Consider the following 25,529-nt stretch of genomic DNA (forward strand, 5'->3'; position numbering starts at 1 on the left):
ACATGCTTTCTTTCCTCCGAACTCGTCGAGCCGGCTCGCGGCGGCCCCAAGGGCCAGCCGGCTGCCGCGCCTATGCGATCGGGGACGTGCACGGACGTCTCGATCTCCTGCGCAATCTCCTCGAACGCATCGAGGAGGATGCTGCGAGCAGGCCAGCCGCACGCACGCTGATCGTGTTCCTCGGCGACCTTGTGGATCGCGGCCCCGACAGCGCCGGCGTACTTGAGTTCCTGCGGCATTATCGCCCACCGACCTTGGAACCCGTCTTTCTCTTCGGCAATCACGAGGAAGTGATGTTGCGGGTTCTCGGAGGTGAGCGAGGCGGCCTGCTTGATCGATGGCTGCACTATGGCGGTGCGGATGCCCTCTCGAGCTACGGGCTGCCGGCCGCGCGCATCCATGACCTCCCGGAACGGCACGCACTGGAGCAAGTGATGGAGGCGGTTCCCCCAAGCCATACCGCTTTCCTGGAGAGCTTCGCCGACACCTTTCGGTTCGGCGATTACCTGATGGTTCACGCCGGCATTCGACCAGGCGTACCGCTGCACAACCAGACGCAGGAGGATCTGCACTGGATCCGCGAGCCCTTCCTCAGTGATTCGCGAAATCATGGTTTCGTGGTTGTTCACGGCCATACCATCTGCGAGGACATCGACGAGCGCCCAAACCGCATCGGCATCGATACGGGCGCCTATCGGTCAGGTCGCTTGAGCGCGATCGGCATTGAAGGGACGAACCGCTGGTTTCTGCAGGAGCAGGGCGAGCCGGCGATTGACCCTTTGGCAAAGCCGGTCGAAACGGCCGCGCCATGACTCACCTCCTTCCCAACGATTTCGCCCGGCAGATCGCCGGAACGAAGGCCACGTGGCTGGTGACCGGCGCTGCCGGCTTCATCGGCTCCAACCTGATCGAAGCCCTGCTCGACCTGGGGCAGCACGTGATCGGCCTCGATAATTTCATGACCGGGCACCGCCGGAACCTCGAGGAAGTCCGCGGCAAGCTTGGCGAGGACGCCTGGGCACGCTTTCGCTTCATCGAGGGCGATATCCGCGACCGCGCCGCGTGCGAGCTTGCCGTCGACGGCGTGGACATCGTGCTCCACCAAGCGGCACTCGGGTCCGTTCCCCGCTCGATCGCCGATCCGCTCACCAGCCATGACGTCAACGTCACCGGCTTTCTCAACATGCTGGACGCGGCTCGTCGCGCTGGCGTCCCGCGGTTTGTCTATGCTGCCTCCAGTTCGACGTACGGCGACGAGCCGAACCTTCCCAAGCAGGAAGAGCGCATCGGCAACCCGCTGTCCCCTTACGCCGTGACCAAGCTCGTCAACGAAATCTACGCAGCAGTCTATGCCCGCAGCTACGGCTACCGCGCGATCGGGCTCCGCTATTTCAATGTGTTCGGACCCCGGCAGGACCCCAACGGTCCTTATGCCGCGGTCATTCCGAAGTGGACGGCTGCCATGATCGCGGACGAGCCGATCGTCATCAACGGTGATGGATCGACCTCCCGCGACTTCTGCTTCGTGGCGAATGCCGTGCAGGCCAACCTCCGGGCAGCTGTCGCTCCCGACGCCGCCCTCGGGGAAGTCTTCAACGTTGCCGTTGGGCAGCGCACAACTCTGAACGAGCTCTTCAGTCTCCTGCGCGACTCGCTCGGACGGCGGCAGGTTCATTATGGGCGCGAACCGCATCATGCCGAATTCCGGGCGGGCGACGTCCGTCATTCGGAAGCGGACGTCGGCAAGGCAGTCCGGATGCTCGGCTATGCACCGACACACGCCATCCGCGACGGCGTCGAAGACGCACTGCCGTGGTATCTCGAGTCCGCTCGAACGATACAAACAAGCTGAACATCAACGCTTTTTGTCGACGCGTTGCCCAAAAAGCGCGGCTCACATCTTTGTCTGCCGACGCTCCCTTGCTACCGTCCGGTCGGTGGGAGGGACAAGGACGATGGCGCTCGGGCGCTTTGGGCGGGGCTGCGCCCTGGTTGCAGCATTTGCAGCTTTAGGCGCGGCCGGCTGCGCGGACAGGCGCGGTGGCCCGATCCCTTATGACGTGTCGCTGGCCCAACCGGACCGCGTGATGCCGGCGCCGCTCGAGGCCAACTACCGCATTGCTCCACTCGATACGCTCTCGATCAAGGTATTTCGGATGCCCGAGCTGTCAGGCGACTACGAAGTCGACCTCACAGGCCAAGTCTCGCTCCCCCTGATCGGCAGCGTCGCAGCGGCCGAGTTGACCACGGCGGAACTCGACCAGAAGCTGACCGGCCTGTTCGGCTCCAAATACCTTGAGAATCCCGACATCAGCGTTGGTGTGAAGGCCTCGACACGCCGGAGCATCACCGTGGACGGTGCGGTTCGCACGGCTGGCTCCTTCCCGGTGAGCGCCCCATTGACCCTGATGCAGGCCGTCGCTCTGGCAGGAGGGACGGCGGAGGACGCGAATACTCGCCGGGTGGCGGTCTTCCGCACCATCGGCGGCAAGCGGCAGGCTGCTGCCTTCGACCTGGCCAGCATCCGGCGCGGCGAGTCGGAAGATCCGGCGGTCTATGCGGGCGACATCGTCGTGATCGACGGATCGCGCATCAAGGCCGCACAGAAGCAACTGCTCAGCAATATCCCGCTCCTGTCGATCTTCCGACCTTTTTAGGCCGGCGAGGGGGCAAAAGATGGAAATGGGACGCCGATGAACAGGGACCTGGCCATTGTGCCCGAGGGACGTGCGCTCAGCGATCGCGTGAGGGTCGGGCGCGATACCCAGGATGCACGCCATTTCAACACTCCTCAGCTCGACTTTGCGACCCTGGTCCGGATCGTAAGGGACTGGCGTTGGATGATTGCCGCAGCGGCGGTGCTGGGGATCATCGCTGGAATTGTCCTCACCCTCCTCACGCCGCAGCAGTATCGGGCGTGGATCACGTTGGAGGTGAATCCTCCCAGCGTGGAAATCATGGACGAGCAGACGCGAGATCGAAGCCAGGGAGCCACCAGCTGGGACCATATGGTGACCCAAATTGGGCTGCTGCAGAGCCGCACGTTATCGGAGCGGGTCGCCCAGGACCTGAACCTCGCCTCCAACCCTGCCTTTGTCGACCAAGCCGGGGACGGATCGGCGCGGTTGAGGGCCGCAGCCGACCGGGTCGCCGGCGGGCTCAAGGTCGAGCTTCCGGAAGATGGGCAGCTCATTCGCTTCAGCTATTCGACGACCTCGCCCGAGATGGCGGCGACCGTTGCCAACGGCATCGCGGAAGGCTTCATCAATGCCAACCTCCAGCGGCGGTTCGAAGCCTCGGCCTACGCCCGGCAATTCCTAGAGCGCCAGATCACGAAGACCCGGACCGATCTGGAGAAATCCGAGCGGCAATTGACAGAATATGCCCAGCGGCAGGGCATCATCAGTCTCTCTCCCACGAGCAATTCAGGCGTATCGGATGCGTCGAACTCACTGCAGGGCGACTCGCTGGCTGCGCTCAACCGCGCGCTTGCGGAGGCGACAGCCCGTCGCGTCGCCGCGGAAGGCGCCTACCGGCAGGCCCGAACCTCCGGTCCCACTGTGGAAGTGAACACCAGCACGCAGGCGATGCGGCAATCCCGCGCCGCCCTGGAAGCGGAATATCAGGACAAGCGCACCCTGATGAAGCCGGAGCACCCCGAGATGCTCAGCCTGCGATCGCGGATCGACGAACTCGACCGCCAAATCGCCCGGGAGACTGCGCAGGTCAGCGGAGGGCGGGCAAACTCCCTGGCTCAGGAGTATCGCGCGGCTCTCGCGGCCGAACGCGCTCTGCAGGGGCGGGTGAGCCAACTCAAAGGGTCGGTTCTCGACCTGCGTGGCCGGACGGTGCGGTACAATATCCTGCAACGTGAGGTCGACACCAACCGCGGTCTCTATGATGCTCTCCTGCAGCGCTACAAGGAGATCGGCGTTGCGGGTGGAGTCGGAACTGCTCCCGTATCGATCGTCGATCGTGCGGAGGTGCCGGGGGCGCCCTTCACGCCGAGCTTGCCCAAGAACCTGCTCATGGGTCTGGGTATCGGACTGCTCGGCGGCCTTGGCGGAGCCCTTGCCTTCGAGTTCCTCAACGATCGGATCCGTACTCGGGAAGACGTGCGCAATAAGCTTCAGCTACCTTGCCTGGGTGCCGTCCCCCGTGCCCCGGGCGACAGCTTCGCGGATGAGCTGAAGGATCCCGGATCTGGGGTCAGCGAGGCCTACTCCGCAGTCGCCGCGGCCTTGCATTTCTCGACTGCAGATGGAGCGCCCAAGGCTCTCCTCGTGACAAGCAGCCAGCCTGCGGAAGGGAAATCGTCCACCGCGCTGGCACTGGCGCAGAACTTCGCTCGCCGCGGCCAGCGCGTGCTGCTCGTTGACGCCGACCTCCGCAAGCCTAGCTTCAAGGCCGCAACCGATACAATCGGGGTCACCCAGCTCCTCACAAAGCACGGGGAACTGGCCGATCATGTCACGGCGACCCAGTACGAAAGCCTTTGGCTCCTGCCATCCGGGCCGCTGCCGCCCAATCCGGCGGACCTTCTCGCTACCGCGCGCTTCAGCACCCTGGTGGAGGAGGCTGTGGATGCGTTCGACCTGGTCATCATCGACGCGCCGCCGGTCCTCGGGCTTGCCGACGCCCCTCTCCTCGCGGCGTCCGCGGGAAGCGTGCTGTTTGTGGTCGAGAGCGGCGAGACGCGAACACGTGCCGCTATCGAGGCCCTGAACCGCGTCGAAGCTTCGGGCGCCCATGTCCTGGGTGCTGTGCTAGCAAAGGCGAAGGAGCGGGACGGCGCCTACGCCTCTTACAAGTACCGCTACGGCTCGCTGGAGGAGCGTAGCCGGGAAAAGATTGCCTTGATCCCCCATCAAGCCGTCGAGTGATCACGTTTCCTTCGTGGGCCCGAGGGCTCCGCTCGGTCCTTGTTCTGCTCATGGTCTCCGTCGTCGCTCTTACGGCGATCCGCAGCGCCGCGGTGCGAGCCTGGGCTGATGATCGACCATCATCGGCATCCGCCATCTGGGCGACTCATCCCAACGCGATGTTCTCCTCGGCCCTCGCAGAGATTGGGCAAGCGACCGGCGAGGGTCAGGCTCCCGAGCCCGGAACGCTCGCGAAAGTCGCTGCCGCTGCCCGGCGGGCCCCGCTGGCGAGCGAACCCTTGCTCATCGCGGGCACACAAGCGCTGGCCTCGAGTCGAACCGGGCGGGCGGAAGCCTTGCTGCTGGAGGCACGCCGTCGCGACCCGCGTGCTCCCGCTCCCCGCCTCCTGTTGACCGATTTGTATCTGCGACGAGGTGCGATCGCGCAGGCCCTTCAGGAAATAGCCGCTCTCTCCCGGCTCTCCCCCGGCGGGCCAGCTCCGGCCATTGGCGCCCTCGCCGCGTACGCTCGCGAGCCTGGGTCGGAGCGGCAGCTGACGATGGTGTTCCGGCAGCGACCGGACCTCCGAGACCCGATCCTCACCAGCCTTGCTGCCGATCCAGACATGGCCGGCCGCGTGCTGGCGCTTGGGGGCGGCAAGCGGTCGGACGAGCATTGGAGGGCTGTCCTGGTGGACGCGCTGGTCCGCGAAGGGCGGTTTGCCGAAGCGCGCTCCGCCTGGGTGCGACTGACAGGTGACAGGACGCCCGCCGATCAGCTGGTGAATCCGACCTTCGAGCAACGGCCGGCCGCGATCCCGCCGTTCGACTGGAGCTTTTCAGAGACGGCTGGGATCGCCGAGCCCATGGGGCGCGGACTGCATGTTCGCAGCTTCGGAAGGAACGATGCCGCCATTGCGAGCCAACTTCTGACCCTCGGCCCGGGACGATACCGGCTTACCTTCCGAGTCCCGGCAGCCAGCGGAGAGCCGGGCGGAGTACGCTTCACTATTTCCTGCCTGCCCGCAGGATCAGAACTCCTCCAGCTTGCTCTGCCGGATCGCGCCTCCGAGCTGACGGACACCTTAACCGTTCCGCCTGACTGCAAAGCGCAGAAGTTCGCGGTGGAGGTTGTCGCCAACGCATTCGGGCGCCCCGCGGAAGCGCGCCTGGACCAGCTTTCGCTCGAGAGACTTTCGCGATGAGGGCAGATGCCGGTCGGTGGGCGCTGCCGGCCTTTTGCGCAGCTGCTCTTCTTCTGGGCGGAAGTGTCCAGGCGGTCTGGAGCAACCTGATTCTTCAGCTGGGCGCGCTGCTCTTGGTCACTTGGGCCATGCTCAGGGGGCGCCCACCGGAGCACTCACGCTGGCTGGTTGCGCTCCTCTGGCTCATCGTACTGCTTCCGGCGGTCCAACTCGTTCCGCTTCCGCCTGCAGTCTGGAGCAATCTGCCAGGTCGGGAAGAGGCAGTGCGCGGCTTCGCGTTGAGGAACGAACCGCTCCCTTGGCTGCCCATCTCCCTTGCGCCTTACGAGACGATCGCGACGGGCTTGATGCTGCTCCCACCTGTCGTGGTGTTCACCAGCATGATGCGGCTGACGACGTTAAGGCCGCTGGACTTGATGATGGTGATCCTCTCTTGTGCAAGTCTGCACGTCCTGCTCGGGCTCATGCAAGTGAGCGCAGGCACGGCCTGGTACCTTCATGCCTTCAGCAACGCTGGTGCCGCCACCGGCTTCTTCGCCAATGCCAACCACCTTGCAGCGATGCTTCTCGTCAGCCTGCCCATCCTCGCTGCAGCTGCCAGCGAGTACTCAGCGCGAATCGATGCGTCAGGGAAGCGCATCCTCTGGCTGCTGGTGGCGGCCGCGGGCAGTCTGCTTCTGCTGGGTCTGCTGCTGACCGGATCGAGCGCGGGTATGCTGCTGGCACTTCCGGTCGTGGGTGCAAGCCTCACCCTGTTTCGCGGGGTTCACCTACTCGGCAGGCGGTCCGTGCTTGCGGCTGCCGCTCTGCTGGCGCTTGCAGGCGGAGTGGCGCTCTCCGTAGCGAGCAGGGACTCCACCGCCCTGCTAAGCCGACAGCAGATTTGGGAGAAGACGGCTCCTCTCGTCGTGAAGTATGCGCCTCTCGGATCAGGCCTGGGGACGTTCGAGCCGCTCTACAGATTGACGGAAGACCCCTCTTCCGTGGACCGCACGTTCATCAACCGAGCCCACAACGATTATCTTCAGCTCGCGCTGGAGACCGGCGTACCCGGCATGCTGTTGCTGCTGGCATTCCTGGCTTGGTGGATGAGGAGGACTTATCGGCTATGGCAACCTGGTGGAGGTGATCTCCGCGCTCGGGCCGGGACGATCGCGTCCGGTGCGCTCCTCGCGCACAGCCTCGTCGATTACCCGCTTCGCACGAGTGCCAACGCCACTCTGCTGGCGATCTGCATCGCGTTGATGAGCGGCGCGCGCTTTGTCCCCGCCCCGCCCCCTCGCTCGCTTCGGCACCTTACTGCCTGAGGTGACGGTGCACGATCTCCCGCGCTTGGCGACCCGCCTCGCGCGCCTTGAACCCCACGCCCGGCTGAAGGAGCAACTGGCTCAAGTGGATTGTGGCGGTGCCGAGCGGCCGCCCGGTCGGCTCGCGCGGGTTGCTCATCTGCGCCATGGCCACACGGGTTAAGGCCTTCACCATCGGCTCGGAGCAGACGCGGGGCGATACGGGACTCCCGAACAAGCGATTCGCCAGCAGCAGCGCTTGCCCGACGGCTCGGCTTACCTCGTGAACCGACAGCCGGCCGGCGCTCTCGCCCACCGTGCCTGCGGAACCTTGTCGAACGATGCCCGCGAGCTCGGTGATCCACTTCAGCCGGAACCAAGCGCTGGACGCTCCATGAACCGCCAGATAGGCCGTCAGTTCGTCACCACTTAGCGTTGGCAGCACAAGTCCCGGAACCACTTCGACGTGCTGACGCGGCGATTCCGGGCCGATTCCCGGGAGCAAGGAGCGATTATCTGCCAGCCGGCTATGCAGCTCCACCGGCGCGCCGTCCGGCGGCATCCAGGTCGACTCCTTGTGCACGCGGTGCCACGAAGCAACGTCCGCCCGAATTTCCGGGACATAACCGAGCCGCTTGAGCACAATCGCGGCCCGCGAGACCTCCTGCTCCTGGACAAGAATGTCGATGTCCCAGCTGCGCTTCACCAGGGCGTTGCCGAACGCCAGCTTGCCGGTCACCAGTCCCTTGAGGAAGATCATGTCCACATCGTCGGCCGCGAACGCGTCGCGGAGCTCCCTGCACTGGAGCGCCACCCTCAGGCCTTCCTCCGCAACCTCGTGCCCGAGTCGCTCCAGGGTCGACGCCATTGAGGGCCTCAGCGCGGGCATGCCAGCCAGGGCTCGCGACGACAGACCCTCGATCCGGTGACGCTTCAGCACAGCGAGAAAGCGGTCGTCCTCGATCTTCGCTGCGAGCGTCTCCAGATCGACCGGAACACCGATTGCGTGGGAGCAGCAGGCGACGGCGAGTGCAAATTCGGGTGTCAACCTGGGCGTGGACATGGACGTCTGGGAATTCATCGCCTCCGTCATGGTTCGACGGAGCAAATGTGGCAAATTCAACGCTAGAGAAGCCGAAATGGGCGGCTCGCGCGGACAATGCTTGCCTGGCAGATGACCGAGAGTAGGAGCGGCTCGCTCGGCCCCCTTCGGTGCCACGGATCACCTTCTTGCCGCTTCATTCGATCGCCCTTGCCGGCCGTGCGACAACACGTGTGACGACGCCATTGCCGCGAGCCCAATCCACGCATTACCAAGAGCCGGGGGCCCCGATGCTCAATCCGACTCCGAGGCGAATGCTGAAGGCTGGCGGCTGGCTGATCCGCCGGCGCGTGCAGGTGCTGTCGTCCCTGCTGATCGCGGTGCTGATCCCGTGGGCGGTGCGCGTCCTGCTGCCCGGAGCCTACCTGCCCGAAGCGACCCACAATGCCGCCCTCGCCAACGCGGTCGCCGTCTGCATCGCCTTCTGGGCGCGGCTGTCGATCGAGCCCTATCCCGGGATCCGCTCGAGCTACGTCATCCTGCCGACCGCGGCCGCCGCGCACGGCCTGGTGCTCGCCTTCTTCTTCTTCAGCCGCCTGCCCTACGACCGCTTTGGCTTCCTGCTCGGCTTCACCCTCCACGTGATCTGGGCCTACGCCATTTATTTCCTGGTCCAGCGCCGCACGCGCCTCAGCATCGGAGTGGTGCCCTTCGGCGAATACCGGCGGCTCGACAGTGTCGACAGCGTCAACTGGATCATCCTGCCGCGGCCCTCCACGGCCGAGCTCGCCCATTGCGATGCGGTCGTCGCGGACTTCAAGGCCGACCTCCCCGCGGAGTGGGAGGCCTTCCTCGCGGACGCCGCGCTGGAAGGTGCGCTCATCTATCAGGTCAAGCCGCTCAAGGAGTCGCTCACCGGCCGGGTCGAGGTGGATCACCTTTCGGAGAACAGCTTCGGCTCCCTCGTCCCGGGCAAGGGCTACTTCCACCTCAAGAGCTTCGCCGACCGCCTGGTGGCACTCGTCGCGCTGCCGTTGCTGATGCCGGTCATGCTGGGCGCCGCGCTCGCCATCTGGCTGGATGATGGAGGTCCCGTGCTGTTCCGCCAGAAGCGTGTCGGCCACCGCGGACGCCTGTTCCACGTCTACAAGTTCCGCACCATGCGGACCCAGCTGCTGCCGCCGAGCGACCCGCTCGAGGCGGCCATGACCCGCAAGCTGGATTCACGCGTGACCCGCGTCGGCGCCCTTCTTCGCCGGAGCCGCATCGACGAACTTCCCCAGGTTTTCAACATCCTGCGCGGAGAGATGAGCTGGATCGGACCGCGCCCTGAAGCGGAGGTGCTGTCCCGCTACTTCGAGGGCGAGATCCCCTTCTACCGCTACCGCCACGTGGTGAAGCCCGGCATCTCGGGCTGGGCCCAGGTGACCCAGGGCCACGTGACCGACGGCGCGGAGATGCGGGAAAAGCAGAACTACGACTTCTACTACATCAAGTATTTCTCGCCTTGGCTGGACGTCCTGATCCTGTTCAAGACCGTCAGGACCATGGTGAACGGGTTTGGCGCTCGATGAGGGTGGCTCGCAAGAAAGAGCAGCCTGTCACGCTGGAGTTGGGCTGCCCTCAATAATCCCAATAGCCGCGCGCCGCGAAATCGAAGTCGGCAGCGGAGAGCTCTCCCACGATCGTCACGGTGAGATCGGCGACCGCATCGCCGTTCAGGTCCAGCTGGAACAACCCGTCCGCGAACCGCCCCTGCCCCGCCACCGCTGTGAATGCCGAAGCGCCAAGAAAGTCGAAGCCGTCGTAGGAAATCAGCCAACCGAGATCGATCACGTCAATACCGGTTTCGAAGTCGTCGATCCGATCTCGGCTCAAGTCGGTGAACACAAAGGCATCCGCGCCATCACCACCAACCAGGCGATCTCGGCCAGCGCCGCCGACAAGAAGGTCATCACCCGCCAGCCCTGCGAGCGTATCGTTCCCGCCATGGCCGTTGAGCGAATTGGAGCCTGCGTTCCCTCGGATGGAATTTGCCAGCTCATTTCCGCTCAAATCGATCGCGGTCGTCCCTAACGAGTTCGTCGTCGTCAGGCGCTCCACGCTCGAGCCCGGCAGGATGGCATAGCTTGTGCTCGCCCGCACGGTATCCAAGCCCTCGCCGGCGCGCTCGTTCACGACATCCAAGATCGAGTCCACGTAGTAGATGTCGTCGCCCACTCCGCCGACCAACATGTCGGCCCCGGTTCCGCCATTCAGGAGATCGTTGCCCCCATAGCCATAGAGCGTGTCAGCGCCGCCATAGCCGAAGAGCCGGTCATCGAGACTGGTCCCGCGCAGCACGTCACGTGCAATGGTTCCGCGAATGTCGGTCATCAGGTCGCTCCTGACTTTCAAGGCGGGCGGTCGCGCCACCCCCGCTACGCGGCGCGACCAACCCTGGCCCCCCGTTCGCCCCCGGCCGTATCCGTCCAGCCGAGGACGTGCTCCGGCTGAACGCCGGCCACGTTAGAACTTGCAGTTGTTGGGTTGAGGAGCATCGATCCTGCGGCCAGCACCTTCCGGCAGGAACTGAACCGCCACCGTTTCGGCCGCCGCTCCGGACTCGTTCTTCAACAGGTGTGCGTGTGCGCCGCTGTCGAGAAAGGTCTGCCCAGCGCTGTAGACCTTGGGCGAGCACAAGGGATCGTCGCTGTCGTACGCCGTGATCGAGCCCACGGTTACGGTGATCAGGCTTGGGCCCGGGTGCATGTGCCAACCGCTCTGCCCACCAACCGCCACCGCGTTGCGGACGACCCAGAGATCGGTCGTACCCGTGGTCTTGAGCATCAAGTCCCACTTGTCGCTCCTGACCTGCTCCTTGTCTGCCTTGAGCATCAGTTCTGGAAAGGTCCCTTTCCATTGCTGAACTGCGGTGAAGCCGGACGCCGGAGTTGCGGCGGCTGGCATCGCCGGGAAGAGAGCGAGCGCAGCCGCCGCAACGAGCTTGTGAATCGATACTTGCCGGTACTCACCCATGTCGGTTCCCCTACTGACCACGAAGGCTTTCGACGGCCGCAATGCGTCTGCTCTACGACACCGCCACCGGCAGCCTGCATCGGTTCGAGGAGGAGCAGCTAGGTTGTGAAGATGATCTTTTGGTGATTTCATCCTGATCATGGGTGATTTCGATCCCCGAGTGGCAGCGACGGAACGGCGTTTGGCGGACAAGTCAGACTTCGTGCTGGGTGGCCTCACCGTCAGGCCTTCGTACCTGTCAGTCCAAAGGGACGGCATCCACCGGGAGATGCAGCCCCGTGTCATGTGTGTCCTCCAAACGCTCGCTGAGGCGAGGCCGCACCCCGTCACGAGGGAGCAGTTGTTCGAGCACTGCTGGGACGGAAGGGTCGTCAGCGACGATGCCCTGAACCGGTGCATCCTCCAGTTGAGGCACCTAACCCAGGAGTTCTCGCCCCCGCCATTCGAGATCAAAACGGTGCCGCGAGTCGGCTATCGCCTGATCGAGAACCCGCAGCTTGCTGACGCGACTCCGATCACGGAAGCGCCCCCGCCGACTCGGCGATCTCCTTTCCGGGCGTGGGTTGGAGCCATTACGGCCATCGTCTTCGCCGTGAGCGTCGCTTGGCTGGTCGCCCTCCCCAACGCAAGCTCGGCCGGGCCCAATGTCCCCCGCATCTTGGTCGTGGGCAGCGATGGTTCGGATGCATCGAACCGCATGTCGGGTGAGGTTAGGGACATGGTGTCCGCCTTGCCGCCAGGCCAGGGAAGCGCGGTGGACCTGCTTGGCCCTTCATCGGGGTCGCAGGGAAGGCCTGATTACCTCCTCGAAGTCGTTGCTCCCAAGGCGGGCACGCAAGAAGCCCGGGCGGCGCTTCTGTCGGCGACCGACCGAAAGGTGCTCTGGTCGGCTCGGTTCAGGAGCGATCGTGTTTCGACGTCAGATCTGATCGAGCGGATCTCCTATGCGGTGGCAGGAGCGCTCGCGTGCGCGCCGGGCAAGCGTGACGCTCCCCAACGCCTAAGTGAATATGTGGCCGCTTGCACCGCCCTCACCACCATTGGCTACGATCCGATGAGCAGCGTGCAAGTTCTGCGTCAGGTCGTGACAGACTCGCCGAGGTTCCTTCCAGGGTGGGCTAGCCTGCTTCAGGCGGAACTCGACTCGCTGACCCTTGTTACCGCTCCTCGCGCCGACCGCATGCGCCTCGACCTCGCCCGCCACGCAGAAGAAGCTCTACGGCTCAAGCCGAACCTCGCAGAGGCGCTGATTGCGCGCGCAAGGCTGACCCCTATGACAAGACAGGCGGAGCGCCTGAAGTTGCTCGAAGCGGCAGTCGTCAGCAATCCGGACCATGCCATTGCCAGGCTGGCGCGGTCCGAATTCCTCTTCTCGGTGGGGCTGGTAAACGATTCCGTGCAGGACACCCAGGCGGCCGTACGACTTGCCCCGGCGTCCCTGAGGGTGCGCCTCAGCTACGTTTACAGCCTGGCCACGGCAGGTCACTTGCAAGCCGCCTTTTCAGAGCTCGCGAAGGTCGAACGGTTGTGGCCCGGTCTGCGCGATATCGACGAAGCACGCCTTCTTCTGGAGCTTCGCTACGGAGATCCGAAGCGCGCCGAAGCGCTACTGGAAGCCGGCTCCGTAGAACTCGGCGCGGCAGTCCTGCTTAAACCCTACCTCAAGGCCCGCCTTGAGCCCTCCGCCCCGAACGAGGAAGTCGCGCTCAGCACTGGACGCAACTTGGTTCAGCAATATCCGGAGACCATCAGCGCCCACCTGCAGGCGCTCGCGGCCTTCGATCGGCGCGACGAGTTGTTCGACCTTCTGTCGCGCGGCAATATCGGAGACCCCGAGGGGGTCACGGATGTCATTTTCCGGCCGACCTTCACCGCCGTTCACCGCGATCCGCGGTTCATGCAGGTTGCAAAGCGCTTCGGACTGCTTGCATTCTGGCGGGAGAGTGGCCGCTGGCCGGATTTCTGTCTTGCGCCCGATCTGCCTTATCGCTGCGATGTCGAGGCTGCGAGGCTGATGCGGGGTTAAGTCGGGGAGCCCGCTCCCACTGAACGTGTCCGTCCCGTTGCTTCTTAGAGCCGAATTCGAGGTCGCTGGCGCATGGCATTGAAGCGGCAGCCAGGAGCCCCAAATGGAGATCTCTGGCCGCGGGCTAGCTGTTGCCGAGGCGGCGTCGGCGCCCTTTCCCCCAGGGACGAGTCCACTCCCCCGAGTGCTCAAGAGTGCGCGCGGAGAGATGAGCTGCTTTGGACCCTGCCCCAACGTGGCGGTGCTGTCCCGCCATTCCGAAGGCGAAATCCACCAGCAGAACGGGCCGGTAGTACAACGGTGCCTGAGGCACGACAGGGAGCCGGACCAGGCAAGCTCAGGCTTCGGCTGCTCCGTAGTCGGACGGCGTTCGACGCCGCTTTTCTTCGCTTCGATTATTGAGGGACTGCCGGATGCGATCGAGCAGTTCCGAACGGCGGTACGGCTTCCCAAGCACATCCTGAGCATTGCGCATGGGCCCGGACACAACCAGTTCTTCGTTGTAGCCCGTGGTCATCAGAATCGCGATCTCGGGATCTCTCGAGGCAATTTCTTCCGCGAGCATCAAGCCGTTCATTCCCCCTGGCATCACCAGATCGGTGAAGAGGAGGTCGTAAGTCCCGGGTCCGGCCTGCTCGAAAACGCGCAGAGCCAGTTCGCCGCTCTCGGCCGTGGTGACGCGGTAGCCGGCTGCAATCAGGATTTCTGTGGCGAGTTCCAGAACCTCCGCACTGTCCTCGACCACAAGGATATGCTCGGCATCGGAGCTCCGCACTTCGGTGGCCATGACCGCGCTCACATAGCGGCTGCTCTTCTCCTCGGCTTCCTGCAGATGGGAAATGGGGAAGAGCAGGCGGATCAGCGTTCCCTCGTCCAGGCGACTTTCGATTTCGAGCCGCCCACGCGACTGCTGCACGAAACCGCTCGCCATTGCGAGGCCGAGCCCGGTGCCCTTGCCTTCCTTCTTGGTGGTGAAGAACGGTTCCGTCGCACGCTCAGCGACCTCAGGAGCCATTCCGGTACCCTCGTCCCGGACCTCCAGCACCACATAGTCGCCAGAACTCAGCTGACGGGCCGCGGCGTCGCCGTTCAGGTGCATCTGCCGGGTGGATATCGTCACCGTGCCCCCGCCAGGCATGGCATCCTTTGCATTCATGATGATGTTGAGCAGCGCCATCTCCAGCTGCTCGGGATCCACCATCACCTTGGGCAATCGGCGCCGAAGATTCAGCTGAAGGTCGACCGAGGAGCCGAGCGAGCTTTCGATTACCTCCACGAAACTGGTCACGAGCGTGGTCAGGTCGGTAGGCTTGGGCTCCAGCCGGCTCTTGCGCGCAAAGGCAAGCAACTGCCTCGTCAACTTCGCGCCACGGTCAGCCGCGGACCGGGCATTCTCGACGTAGCGCTTGGCGCGGTCCCCGTCGACGCATGATGACAGCAGTTCCAGGTTGCCGTTCACCACTTGGAGAAGATTGTTGAAGTCATGCGCAAGACCAGCGGTCAGCTGGCCGATCGCCTCCATCTTCTGCGCCTGCCGGAATGCCAGTTCCGTGTTGCGACGCCGGGTGACGTCTAACTGGCTGGCGAACTGGTAGGCGAGATTCCCAGCACTGTCGTAGACCGGGCCAATGAACAGGGCATTCCAGAAGGGCGTGCCATCCCGCTTGTAGTTGAGGATTTCCGCAGCCACGGAGCGACCCTGCTGCACCGCCTCACGAATCTCGCTGACCGTCTCGCGGTCGGTGTGTGCGCCTTGAAGGAAGCGGCAATTCCGGCCGAGGATCTCGCCTTCCTCGTAGCCGGTCAGGTCCAAGAAGGCCTTGTTCGCGAACACGATTGGATTGTCGTGTTGGTTCGGATCCGTAAGGATCATCGGCATCCGGGTCATTTCGATGGCGGCGAAAAATACGTTGCCGCGCTCGTCCAGTCCCGGATGCGTGATGACGCTCTCGCGCCAATGGTTCAGGCCCTGCGAGTTGCCGATGGTATCGGGTTCCAAAAGGTCGATGGTGCCTGCGGCCGGAACGCCGCGGCTCTGCCCGCCTCCCTCGACATCGTCAGCCTTTGCCGGGTCGCTCTCATTTGAGCGGAATTCACTATGCAACTCAGGAACCTCAGCACCGTTTCGGCCCGCCCCGGCAGCGCCGTTAGCGAAGGTTTCAGGCGATGGCTAGGTCTCTATCTTCCCCGATCGGGGCTCCCCGGGGATGAGCGCCAGAGCGCCCCTAAGGACTCGGATTGGACGTACTGGCGGAGCGCAAGGGCTAGCCTTAAAGCGGCCGCCATGACTCACGACATCCAGATCGTCGGTGGCGGGCTTGCCGGTTCCGAGGCGGCGTGGCAGTTGGCCGAGGCCGGTCTGCGGGTGCGGGTCAGCGAGATGCGGGGCGGCGGGGACATGACGCCGGCGCACGAGACGGATCGGCTGGCCGAGATGGTCTGCTCCAACAGCTTTCGATCGGACGATGCGGAGAACAATGCCGTCGGACTGCTGCACCAGGAGATGCGGCGGCTGAACTCACTTGTAATGCGTGCGGCCGACAAGCACCGGGTTCCCGCGGGCTCGGCTCTTGCCGTGGACCGCGACGGGTTCGCGCAGGAGGTCACCCAGGCGATTGGGCACCATCCGAACATCACGGTGGTCCGGGAACGTGTCGACACCCTCCCTGAAGGGCCGGCGATCATCGCCACCGGGCCGCTGACCGGGTCGAAGCTTGCCGAGGCGATCGCGGCGGAAACCGGGAGCGATGCCCTCGCCTTCTTCGATGCCATCGCACCGATCGTGCATCGGGACAGCATCGACATGTCCGTCTGCTGGATGGCGGCCCGCTGGGACAAAGGGGGCAAGGATTACATCAACTGCCCGCTGACGAAGGAGCAATATGAAGCCTTTGTCGCCGCGCTGAACGCGGGTGAGAAGACCGAGTTCAAGGAGTGGGAGAAGGACACGCCCTATTTCGAGGGCTGCATGCCGATCGAGGTCATGGCCGAGCGGGGGGTCGAGACGCTCCGTTACGGTCCCTTGAAGGGGGTCGGCTTGGATGACCCGCGAACGGGGCGGTGGCCGCATGCCGTGGTGCAGCTTCGCCAGGACAATGCGCTCGGCACCTTGTGGAATATGGTCGGGTTCCAGACCAAGCTGAAGCATGGCGAGCAGGTGCGCATCTTCCGGACCATCCCCGGTCTTGAGAATGCCGAGTTCGCGCGGCTGGGCGGCATCCACCGCAACAGCTTCATTCGCTCGCCAGAGCTGCTCGACAGTGAGCTGCGGCTCAAGAGCAGGCCGAACATCCGGTTCGCCGGTCAAATAACCGGCTGCGAGGGCTATGTCGAAAGCGCGGCGATCGGCTTGCTGGCAGCCTTGTTTGCGGCCGCGGAGCTGGGCGGCAGGAGTATCCCAGCACCGCCCCCTGAAAGCGCGATGGGCGCCCTGCTGGGGCATATCACCGGGGGCGCGGAGGCCGAGACGTTCCAGCCGATGAACGTCAACTTCGGGCTGATGCCGCCTATCCCCGGGCGCACCCGGAAAGCCGAGCGAAAGAAGATGTATACCGATCGTGCGCGGGAGCGGTTCGGGGAGTGGCTGAGCGCGATGGTGCCGAGCGCTCGCCCCGCCCTAGTCCACGAGGTCGACGTCGCCTGAGATCGAAGCCGTCATGGCCACCAGGCGCTCTCCAACGGCTGGCGGGAGCGCTTCGGGCAGCGCGGTCCGGAGGCGCTGCTGTGCCTCACGGTAGCGCGATTTCACCCGCACCAGTTCCATGGTCCAGTCCGGAAAGAACCGCTCCTGGATCTCGCGCTGGTCCCGGATCTCCACGCCCGAGTGCCGGCGGTCACGGCGGAGGCGCTCCACCAGATCGTCGATGGCCTGCGTCGATCCTTCAACGACCTGCATGAAGTGCGTGCCGTTGAACACCAGAAGACCCGTGATTCCTTCGATGGCGTTCTGCTCGCGCGCAGACCGGAGGATATTCTCGACGTCCTCACTCGTGAGATCGAGGCTGGCGAGGCTGGTGTAAGTGAGGGATTTCAAAGTCATGGAACGCTCCCACTCGCGGGGATCGTCATGAAGCCCACGAGCGAGCAGTAGCATCAAATGGCTCGAAAACCCAAATTCTGCCTCAGCCGCAGGCGCAGGCTGCCTTCCTTTTGGACGGCTTCGGCGCAGTCGTCGCGAACTCGGCGGGAGTAAGGAAACCGGACCGGTCTGCGTCGGCAGAGCCGAACTTGTCGACAGTCTTGGCCGCCCATTCGTCGAAGCTGAGCGCGCCGTTGCCGTTCTTGTCGAGCTTGGCGAAGGCCTTGCGCCGCGGCTCGAACAATTCGGCCGCCGTGATCCGCCCGTCGTCGTCCTTGTCGGCCCGTGCGAAGCGCTTCTGCTCGCGGGACTTGGGGCTCGCTTCCGGTGCGCGAAGGACCGAGCGCGCGCTTGGAGCGGCAATCACCGGTGCAGGACCGGCCAGGGCTGGAGCTGCGGGCAAGGTCGGCTCCTGCGCTTTACCCTGCCAGAGAAGAAACGCTCCGGTCATCATCAGAAAACACGCCGCCACGCCGGCAAAGAAGCGCATCATGCGCAACCCCCTCATACTCGCATGGATTCGGCCGGCGGGTGGTCGCGGCTTCGCCCAGCGGCGTCAACGGTCTAGAGCTTCCCGCTCCATCGGTGACGGAGGATTGTCCAGGAGCGTTGCGGGGTTGCCTCAGGCTCCGGCGGCCAGCCGCGCCGCTGGTCGCGTAAGGCGAGCGCGGTCAGGGCCGTGAGTGGTCGAGCCCGGCGATCGAAACGGCCGAAGGATTCCGGTTCGCCGAGCCAGTGGCGCTCCCCGGTCCGCCGCGCGAGGTCGACGCCGGCCCAGGCGCGGCCCGCCGCGGCCATCTCTTCCTTGCTGCCGAGCAGGTCCGCGCCGATGCCGAACAGGAAAGCGCCGCGGTCGACAACGCGGTGCCAGTCCTGAACCTCTTCAAGCAGGGCCGCCCAGCCATCCTCCAGGCGTGCCAGGCGAGCGCCCGTGATACGGCGCGGCAGCAGTTCCCTGGCGACGGCTTGAAGCCGTGGCTCGGGCGGAGGAGGCGCCTCGTCCAGCTTCTGCAGGCTCTCCCGCCACCAGGCGAGCTTGATGGCCGCCAAAGCCGGCTGCGACGCCGTGAGCGTCACCTCTGCCATGGCGTCGTCGATGGCGAACAGCGCGTCGAAGGCGCCCCGCAGCTCGGCCGGCCAATGCAGGCGGACGAGGTCGCGGTCGCGCTCGATCGCCTCAGCGATAGCTGACGGCCTTCGCCGCCTGGACCACGTCGTCCGCCTTGATCAGCGCCAGCTTCTCGAGGTTGGCGGCATAAGGCAGCGGCACGTCGGCGTTCGTGACACGCATGACGGGGGCGTCGAGATCGTCGAAGCCTTCCTCCATCGCAATCGCCATGATCTCCGACGAGATGGAGCAGGCAGGCCAGCCTTCCTCGACCACCACCATGCGATTGGTCTTGGCGAGGCTCCGCAGCACCGTCTGCTTGTCGAGCGGCCGCAGCGTGCGCAGGTCGATGACCTCTGCGTCGATGCCCTGGGCCTCGAGCGCCTGTGCGGCTTCCAGCGCCACGCCAACCCCGATCGAGTAGCTGACGATGGTCACGTCCTTGCCGGGCCGCATGATGCGAGCCTTGCCGATGGGCAGGACGTAGTCGTCCACCTGCGGCACGTCGAAGCTGTGGCCGTAGAGCAGCTCGTTCTCGAGGAAGACAACCGGGTCCTCGGACCGGATCGCCGCCTTCATCAGGCCCTTGGCATCGGCGCTGTCGTAAGGCGCGATCACGATCAGGCCCGGAACGCTGGCATACCAGGGACCATAGTTCTGGCTGTGCTGGGCAGCGACGCGGCTGGCCGCGCCATTGGGTCCGCGGAACACGATCGGACAGCGCATCTGCCCGCCCGACATGTAGTTGGTCTTCGCAGCCGAGTTGATGACGTGGTCGATTGCCTGCATGGCAAAATTCCACGTCATGAACTCGATCACGGGTCGGAGCCCACCCATCGCGGCCCCCGCCCCGAGGCCCGCGAAGCCATATTCGGTAATCGGCGTGTCGACGACGCGCTTGGGTCCGAACTCGTCGAGCAGGCCCTGGGTGACCTTGTACGCACCCTGGTACTGTGCGACTTCCTCGCCCATGACGAAGACGCGCCCGTCGCGGCGCATCTCCTCGGCCATCGCGTCGCGCAGCGCCTCGCGGACCGTCGTGGCCTTCATCTCGGTCCCGGCAGGGACCTCCGGATCGGCGGCAACCTTGGGCGCCACGGTGAGCTGCTGCGTGCCGCTCTCCGGTGCCTGCTGCTGCTTCGGCAGTTCCACCGGCGAGGCCTGGGTCTGCTGGTCGGACGGGGTCGGGGCCGACGACTCCTGCGCTGGCGAAGAAGCCTCCCCGTTCTCCCCGTTCATGACGGCGATCGCGGTGCCGACCTTCACTCCATCCGTTCCCTCGGGCACCAGGATGCGGGAGATCACGCCCTCGTCGACCGCCTCGAATTCCATCGTGGCCTTGTCGGTCTCGATCTCGGCCAGGATGTCGCCCGACTTCACCTCGTCGCCCTCCTTGACCAGCCACTTGGCGAGCGTGCCCTCCTCCATGGTCGGGGACAGGGCAGGCATCTTCAGCTCGACCGCCATCAGTAGCGCTCCACCAACACGTCGGTCGCGAGCTCGGACGCATCCGGCTCCGGCGCGTCTTCAGCGAACTTGGCGGCTTCCACCACGATGTCCTTGATCTCCTTGTCGATGGCCTTCAGCTCGTCTTCCCCGACACCGAGCGCCAGGAGGTCCTTGCCGGCGCGGTCGATCGGGTCCTGGTTCTCGCGGTAGTTCTGCACTTCCTCGCGCGTCCGGTACTTGGCCGGGTCCGACATGGAGTGACCACGGTAACGATAGGTCTTGAGCTCGAGGATGATCGGCCCCTTGCCGGAGCGCGTCCATTCCAGCGCCGTCTCGGCCGCGCCGCGGACCGCCAGCACGTCCATGCCGTCGACCTGGATGCCGGGGATCTGGAAGCTCTCGCCCCGCTTGTAGAAGTCCGGCTCGGAGGCGGAGCGCTCGACGCTCGTGCCCATGGCATAGTGGTTGTTCTCGATCGCGTAGATGACCGGCAGCTTCCACAACTCGGCCATGTTGAAGCTCTCGTAGACCTGTCCCTGGTTCGCAGCGCCGTCGCCGAAATAAGCCAGGCACACGCCGCCGTCCCCACTGTACTGATGCTTGAAGGCCAGACCTGTGCCCAGGCTCACTTGCGCGCCGACGATGCCATGTCCGCCGTAGAAGCCATGCTCGACGCTGAACATGTGCATGGAGCCGCCCTTGCCCCTGGAAATGCCGGCAGCGCGGCCGGTCAACTCGGCCATGATCACCTTGGGATCGATGCCATAGGCCAGCATGTGGCCATGGTCGCGGTAGCCGGTGATGACGCTGTCCTTGCCGACCGTCATGGCCGACTGAAGGCCGACTGCCACCGCCTCCTGGCCGATGTACAGGTGGCAGAAGCCGCCGATCAGCCCCAGGCCGTATAACTGCCCCGCCCGCTCCTCGAAGCGGCGGATCAGCAGCATCTGCTTGTAAAAGCCGAGCAGCTCTTCCTTGCTCGCCTGATAGCGCTCCGGCTGGCGCGGACGCTCACGGTTCGGGGTGAGCGGAACGGCCTCTGCGGCCTTCTGTTTGGCGGAACGCGCCACGGTGACCTCGTTTGGACAGGGAATTCGGGCCGGGTCTATAGGAGCCTGCCCCGGGGGCGGCAATCGCTCAAACGGCGAAGCGAGCCGCCGGAAGACTATTCAAGCGGGATGATCACCTCGTCCGGGCGCACCAGCCCCAGATCGCGCCGGACCAGTTCGTCCGCCATGTCGGGATCGGCCTTCTTGGGATCGAGCAAGGCGGAGCGGTGCTTCAGCTGCTGCCGTTCGGCATCAAGCTGCGCCAGTTCGGCTTTGCGCTGCTGCAGGTCGCGATGGTAGCCGCCCCAGGCCAGCAGCCCGTTCGGCCCCGCCACCGCATGTCCCGCGAAGGTGCCGATAATGGTCAGCGCGAGCGCCGGCATCGCCGCCCTGCGGATCAATCCAATGCTCTTGTGAGCTGCGCCTCCCATAAAGAGACAGAATCAGAATACCGGAGCCGAATCAAGGGTTTTCATGGGGCGCTCGAAACTTTGTGCGCGTGCAGGCGCCCGTTCCTCGATCCGCCGGCAAATATCCTGTGCAACATCGGCGAGCCACGAGCCCTGGTCCAGCATGGCGCTGGTCTCGATCGCGAGCCGCTGGCGCGTCATGAACTGTTCCGCAGAACGAGTGCGATAGTCCTCGGCGATCAGGGCACCCACGTCGTTCACCCGATTGTACGGAACCACCAGGGCGACATCCTCCCACGGCACTTCGCCGGGAAGCACCATGTCGGTGTCCACGATTACAGGGACACGACCGAAGCGCAGCGCCTCGAACACCCGGAAGCTGTAATTCTCGGCACCACGCGGACACAGGATGTACGTGTTGCGCAGGAGGTGCTGTTCGAAGGCATCCACGGCTTGCTCCGACCAGCGGAAGACGCCGGTGTCGGTGACTTCGATCTCCAGCCCAAAGAAATCGGCGCTCTGGCGAAGAGACCGCAGCGCTTCGAACCGGGGAAAGGTCGCGAGGAAGCGGATGGGCACATGTCCGGCGATCGCCGCACCGAACAGCTCCGGATAGCGGAGGTAGCGACCCTGCAGCAGCCACTCCTTCGCAAAGTGCGGAAGCTTCGACGCCGCCATGGCCGGACGGGACGATTCGTAAGTCATGCCGCGGAAGCCCACCTGGGGAGCGGGCTTCGTGGTCCAAAGAATGTCCTCCAATCGATCCGGTCGGGCGTTTGTCCAGACGTAGGGCAGCACGCGCATACGCTTGGGATCGAACCACTGCCGGTACATGGAAAAATGGAGGCTGAGGTCCGCTTCTTCCATGAAGAATTCCGCCCAGGCCGACGTGTAGACGGTCAGGCTTCCCGGCGGCGCGGCTCGGAGCATAGCCTTCAGCCGGCGGGCGGTCGCAACACTGAAGTCGCCGATCGGGATGAACGGGATCGTGTCCATCGAACAGCGCAGGCCGGCCGCCCGGCAATGCTCCGAGATCAGTGCCGGATAATCCACCACCGGTCCGGCGATGCCGACCACATGAACATCGACCGCCACGCAAACGCCCCCACAGCTACCCCGGCGGGGAGCTTAGGGAGCCTAGCCTCGGTCGTGCAACTGCCGAATGGCAGCCCTTCCGGGATAGATCGCCGCACCGCCCAGTTCCTCTTCGATGCGGAGCAGCTGGTTGTACTTGGCGGTCCGGTCCGAGCGCGCCAGGCTGCCGGTCTTGATCTGACCGCAGCTGAGCGCCACGGCCAGGTCGGCGATGGTGCTGTCCTCCGTCTCGCCGGAGCGGTGGGACATCACGGCCGTGTAGCCGCTGGTCTGGGCGAGGCGCACCGCCGCGATGGTTTCGGTGAGGGAGCCGATCTGGTTGACCTTCACCAGGATCGAGTTCGCGATGCCGTCGCGAATCCCGGCGGCCAGGCGCTGCTCGTTGGTCACGAACAAATCGTCGCCGACAAGCTGGACGCGACCGCCGACGCGCTCGGTCAGCGCCTTCCAGCCCGCCATATCGTCTTCCCCCATGCCGTCCTCGATCGAGGCGATCGGGTAGTCCCGGCACAGCTCTTCCAGGTAGATCGCCATATCGTCCGAGGTCAGGGTCCGGCCCTCCCCTTCCATGACGTAGCGGCCGTCCTTGAAGAACTCGGTCGACGCGCAATCGAGCGCGATCAGGACGTCCTTGCCCAGGGTGTAGCCAGCCGCCTCGGTCGCTTCGCCGATGAAGTCGAGCGCGGCGCGAGCGGAAGCGATATTCGGGGCGAACCCGCCCTCGTCGCCCACCGCCGTCGACAGCCCTGCGGCATGCAGCTTGCCCTTCAGCGCGTGGAAGATCTCCGTCCCGCAGCGCAGCGCCTCGGAAAAGCTCTCCGCGCCGACCGGCATGACCATGAATTCCTGGAAGTCGATCGGGTTGTCGGCATGGGCGCCTCCGTTCAAGATGTTCATCATCGGCACGGGCAGGATGTGCGCCGACACGCCCCCCACGTAGCGATAGAGGGGCAGGCCCCGGGCCTCGGCGGCCGCCTTGGCCACCGCCAGGCTGACTCCGAGGATGGCGTTTGCGCCCAGCTTGCCCTTGTTGTCGCTGCCGTCGAGCGCGATCATCTCTGCGTCGATGTCGGCCTGGTCCTCCGCCTCGAACCCGAGAATGGCATCGGCGATGGGGCCGTTCACCGCTGCCACGGCCTTGCTGACGCCCTTGCCGGCCCAGCGCGACTTGTCCCCGTCGCGCAGTTCGACGGCCTCGTGGGCTCCGGTCGAAGCGCCGGACGGAACGGCGGCCCGGCCCATGCTGCCGTCCTCCAGCGTGACATCCACCTCCACCGTCGGATTGCCCCTGCTGTCGAGGATCTGCCGGGCATGGATGTCGAGGATCGCGGTCATGAGAGGTGCCTTCCTGAAGGAACTTTGCTACGCTGCGCGCCTGTATCGACGCGCCGCAGCCCGGGCAACATTCGGGCCGAGCGCTGGAACGGCGTATCGTCTCCGGGGTTAGGGAGGCTGAAGGTTCCCAACCGAAACAAAGGAGAGGCTTGATGGCCGGAACGAACAACGATCTGCCCGAAGGCACGGACACGGTGATCGAGGGCGCGGGCGTGACGTCCGACATAACCCCGGGTCGCAGCGGGACGAGCTTGCAGGGCGGCAGCACGTCGAGCCAGGGCAACGCCACCGGAGCGCGTACCGGCGTGACCGGCAGCGCGTCGGCGGACACGTCGACCGGCCTGATCACGGGCACGGACACGGGCACGACGTCTGGCGCAACCCAGGGCAGCTCCTCCGATGCCGGTAGCTCGTCCGGCGGCGGTGGCGGCGGTGGCGGCGTGCGCGGACTGCTGTCCAACGCTTCGGGCAAGGTTCGCGAGCAGGCCGGGACCAAGGCCCGCAGCTTCGTGGGCCAGGGTCTCGAGACCGGCGGAACGACGCTGACCAACCTGTCGCAGATCGTCAACGATACGGTCGGGCAGATCGAAGAAAAGCTCGGTCCGCAATATGGCGAATATGCCCGGACAGCGAGCCAGACCCTCGATCGCTATGCGCAGGCCCTTTCCAGCAAGGACCCGGACGAGTTGGTTGACGACGTTCGATCGTTCGTTCGCAAGAGCCCGGGCGTGGCGCTGGGTGCAGCCGCCGTGGTTGGCTTCAGCCTGGTTCGCCTGCTGAAGGCCGGTATCGAGGAGAATGGCAATGGCAACGGTGACCGTAACGGCGACCGGGCCGGCTCCGGCCGGTGATCCGATGCTGAAACGGACCGAGTCCGTTCAGGGTGAGCCGGAAGGCGTTGGCGACCTCCTCCACCGCTTGGTGGAGGACGGCAAGGCCTACGCCCGGGCCGAGGTCAATTACTACAAGACCGTCGGGACGGAGCGCGCTTCTGCGCTCAAGCTGCCGGTCATCTTCGGCGTCCTCGCCCTGCTCTTCGTCCACGCCGCTTTCCTGGCGCTCTGTGCCACCCTGTTCGTCGGGCTCGCATCGCTGATGAGCGACACGCTGGCGGGGCTGCTCACCGTGCTGATCCTGGCAGGGGTCGGCGGCGTTCTCGGCTATCTTGCCTATAGCAAGGGCCGGGCAGCGTTTGGAGGCCAGTCATGAGCGCGACCAGCGTCAAAGAGGCGCGCGCCCGCGGTGAAGCGGACGCCGCCAAGGCACGGCTGATGAGCACGGTGGAGGAGGTGAAGGAACGCCTCGCACCGGCCAAGCTCACCAGCGACGCCGTCCAGGCGGTCAAGGACAAGAGCATCGTCATGGCCGACGACACGGTCACGGCGGTGAAGGACAAGCCGGCGATGGCCGCGGGCATCGCCACCGCCACGGCCCTGTTCATCGCCCGCAAGCCGCTGTTCGCAGCGGTCTCGCGCTGGTGGAACAAGGACAGCAGCGACAGCGATACGCAGCACACGAACAACACTCGCGCCCGCCAGACGGCCGGCGCCACGGAGGAAATCTGAA

Annotated in this window: 24 protein-coding genes; 12 read left to right on the plus strand and 12 right to left on the minus strand. The window is 65.1% G+C overall.

Translation table 11 applies throughout. From position 1 onward, the window contains the following. Positions 1-2: 2 nt before the first annotated feature. From JT720_RS07250 to JT720_RS07275, 6 genes are all read left to right on the plus strand, one after another. On the plus strand, positions 3-812 hold the full coding sequence (locus JT720_RS07250; protein WP_205480479.1) for a metallophosphoesterase family protein: 810 nt from the start codon (positions 3-5) through the stop codon (positions 810-812). Beyond that, complete coding sequence (locus JT720_RS07255) at positions 809-1,852, plus strand: SDR family oxidoreductase (RefSeq protein ID WP_205480480.1); 1,044 nt, start codon at positions 809-811, stop codon at positions 1,850-1,852. The genes JT720_RS07250 and JT720_RS07255 overlap by 4 nt, the downstream gene beginning before the upstream one ends. A 103-nt stretch (positions 1,853-1,955) precedes the next feature. After that, complete coding sequence (locus tag JT720_RS07260; protein ID WP_205480482.1) at positions 1,956-2,657, plus strand: polysaccharide biosynthesis/export family protein; 702 nt, start codon at positions 1,956-1,958, stop codon at positions 2,655-2,657. A gap of 36 nt (positions 2,658-2,693) precedes the next feature. Then, positions 2,694-4,883, plus strand: a complete 2,190-nt coding sequence (locus tag JT720_RS07265; protein ID WP_205480483.1) for a GumC family protein — start codon at positions 2,694-2,696, stop codon at positions 4,881-4,883. Positions 4,884-4,933: 50 nt separating this feature from the next. After that, on the plus strand, positions 4,934-6,067 hold the full coding sequence (locus JT720_RS07270; protein WP_205480484.1) for a tetratricopeptide repeat protein: 1,134 nt from the start codon (positions 4,934-4,936) through the stop codon (positions 6,065-6,067). After that, the gene (locus tag JT720_RS07275) at positions 6,064-7,374 is read left to right on the plus strand and encodes an O-antigen ligase family protein (protein ID WP_205480485.1); all 1,311 of its coding nucleotides are present in this window, start codon (positions 6,064-6,066) and stop codon (positions 7,372-7,374) included. Before JT720_RS07270 ends, JT720_RS07275 begins: the two co-directional genes overlap by 4 nt. On the opposite strand, the gene JT720_RS07280 is transcribed toward JT720_RS07275, so the two are convergent. Further along, positions 7,364-8,434 (minus strand): nucleotidyltransferase family protein, encoded by a 1,071-nt coding sequence (locus JT720_RS07280; RefSeq protein WP_205480486.1) that lies wholly within the window; start codon positions 8,432-8,434, stop codon positions 7,364-7,366. The two genes, JT720_RS07275 and JT720_RS07280, sit on opposite strands and share 11 nt — an antisense overlap. Positions 8,435-8,685: 251 nt before the next feature. Between JT720_RS07280 and JT720_RS07285 the strand changes: the two genes are divergently transcribed. After that, positions 8,686-9,969 (plus strand): sugar transferase, encoded by a 1,284-nt coding sequence (locus JT720_RS07285; protein WP_205480487.1) that lies wholly within the window; start codon positions 8,686-8,688, stop codon positions 9,967-9,969. 49 nt (positions 9,970-10,018) lie between these two features. Here JT720_RS07285 and JT720_RS07290 read toward each other — a convergent pair whose 3' ends face one another. Both JT720_RS07290 and JT720_RS07295 read right to left on the minus strand, forming a co-directional pair. Next, positions 10,019-10,771, minus strand: coding sequence for a calcium-binding protein (locus JT720_RS07290; RefSeq protein ID WP_205480488.1), 753 nt, complete (start codon positions 10,769-10,771; stop codon positions 10,019-10,021). A gap of 132 nt (positions 10,772-10,903) precedes the next feature. Then, on the minus strand, positions 10,904-11,413 hold the full coding sequence (locus tag JT720_RS07295; protein ID WP_205480490.1) for a cupin domain-containing protein: 510 nt from the start codon (positions 11,411-11,413) through the stop codon (positions 10,904-10,906). Positions 11,414-11,552: 139 nt separating this feature from the next. On the opposite strand from JT720_RS07295, the gene JT720_RS07300 reads away from it, so the two are divergent. Next, positions 11,553-13,439 (plus strand): winged helix-turn-helix domain-containing protein, encoded by a 1,887-nt coding sequence (locus JT720_RS07300; RefSeq protein WP_205480492.1) that lies wholly within the window; start codon positions 11,553-11,555, stop codon positions 13,437-13,439. 337 nt (positions 13,440-13,776) lie between these two features. Here the strand turns inward: JT720_RS07300 and JT720_RS07305 are convergent, their stop codons facing one another. Then, positions 13,777-15,543: a histidine kinase famiy protein gene (locus JT720_RS07305; protein ID WP_205480494.1), complete on the minus strand. Its 1,767-nt coding sequence runs from the start codon at positions 15,541-15,543 to the stop codon at positions 13,777-13,779. A 180-nt stretch (positions 15,544-15,723) separates the two neighbouring features. Here JT720_RS07305 and trmFO point away from each other — a divergent pair, with 180 nt between their 5' ends. Continuing rightward, the gene (trmFO, locus tag JT720_RS07310) at positions 15,724-17,082 is read left to right on the plus strand and encodes a methylenetetrahydrofolate--tRNA-(uracil(54)-C(5))-methyltransferase (FADH(2)-oxidizing) TrmFO (protein ID WP_205480495.1); all 1,359 of its coding nucleotides are present in this window, start codon (positions 15,724-15,726) and stop codon (positions 17,080-17,082) included. On the opposite strand, the gene JT720_RS07315 is transcribed toward trmFO, so the two are convergent. The 8 genes from JT720_RS07315 to eno form a co-directional block, all read right to left on the minus strand. Continuing rightward, entirely contained in the window at positions 17,056-17,478 is a 423-nt protein-coding gene (locus JT720_RS07315; RefSeq protein WP_205480497.1) for a BLUF domain-containing protein, read from the minus strand. The genes trmFO and JT720_RS07315 overlap by 27 nt on opposite strands. 82 nt (positions 17,479-17,560) lie before the next feature. Continuing rightward, entirely contained in the window at positions 17,561-18,010 is a 450-nt protein-coding gene (locus JT720_RS07320) for an EF-hand domain-containing protein (RefSeq protein WP_205480499.1), read from the minus strand. Between the two features lie 71 nt (positions 18,011-18,081). Continuing rightward, on the minus strand, positions 18,082-18,603 hold the full coding sequence (locus JT720_RS07325) for a hypothetical protein (RefSeq protein WP_205480500.1): 522 nt from the start codon (positions 18,601-18,603) through the stop codon (positions 18,082-18,084). Positions 18,604-18,694: 91 nt separating this feature from the next. Beyond that, on the minus strand, positions 18,695-20,092 hold the full coding sequence (locus tag JT720_RS07330; protein WP_205480502.1) for a pyruvate dehydrogenase complex E1 component subunit beta: 1,398 nt from the start codon (positions 20,090-20,092) through the stop codon (positions 18,695-18,697). Then, the gene (gene pdhA, locus JT720_RS07335; RefSeq protein ID WP_205480503.1) at positions 20,092-21,144 is read right to left on the minus strand and encodes a pyruvate dehydrogenase (acetyl-transferring) E1 component subunit alpha; all 1,053 of its coding nucleotides are present in this window, start codon (positions 21,142-21,144) and stop codon (positions 20,092-20,094) included. The genes JT720_RS07330 and pdhA overlap by 1 nt, the downstream gene beginning before the upstream one ends. A 95-nt stretch (positions 21,145-21,239) precedes the next feature. Beyond that, positions 21,240-21,524: an FtsB family cell division protein gene (locus tag JT720_RS07340; RefSeq protein ID WP_419555401.1), complete on the minus strand. Its 285-nt coding sequence runs from the start codon at positions 21,522-21,524 to the stop codon at positions 21,240-21,242. Positions 21,525-21,566: 42 nt separating this feature from the next. Then, positions 21,567-22,628 (minus strand): exostosin domain-containing protein, encoded by a 1,062-nt coding sequence (locus JT720_RS14130; RefSeq protein WP_205480505.1) that lies wholly within the window; start codon positions 22,626-22,628, stop codon positions 21,567-21,569. Positions 22,629-22,670: 42 nt separating this feature from the next. Then, positions 22,671-23,963: a phosphopyruvate hydratase gene (eno, locus tag JT720_RS07350; RefSeq protein WP_205480506.1), complete on the minus strand. Its 1,293-nt coding sequence runs from the start codon at positions 23,961-23,963 to the stop codon at positions 22,671-22,673. 152 nt (positions 23,964-24,115) lie between these two features. On the opposite strand from eno, the gene JT720_RS07355 reads away from it, so the two are divergent. From JT720_RS07355 to JT720_RS07365, 3 genes are read left to right on the plus strand one after another with little or no spacing between them, the layout of a single operon-like run. After that, positions 24,116-24,814 carry a hypothetical protein gene (locus tag JT720_RS07355; protein WP_205480507.1) on the plus strand — a complete coding sequence of 233 codons (699 nt, stop codon included), beginning with the start codon at positions 24,116-24,118 and terminating at the stop codon, positions 24,812-24,814. After that, positions 24,768-25,172, plus strand: a complete 405-nt coding sequence (locus JT720_RS07360; protein WP_205480508.1) for a phage holin family protein — start codon at positions 24,768-24,770, stop codon at positions 25,170-25,172. Before JT720_RS07355 ends, JT720_RS07360 begins: the two co-directional genes overlap by 47 nt. Then, positions 25,169-25,528: a hypothetical protein gene (locus JT720_RS07365; protein ID WP_205480509.1), complete on the plus strand. Its 360-nt coding sequence runs from the start codon at positions 25,169-25,171 to the stop codon at positions 25,526-25,528. The genes JT720_RS07360 and JT720_RS07365 overlap by 4 nt, the downstream gene beginning before the upstream one ends. Position 25,529: the final 1 nt, after the last annotated feature.

It is taken from the genome of Sphingomonas arenae (assembly GCF_016924655.1).
GTDB lineage: Bacteria > Pseudomonadota > Alphaproteobacteria > Sphingomonadales > Sphingomonadaceae > Sphingomicrobium > Sphingomicrobium arenae.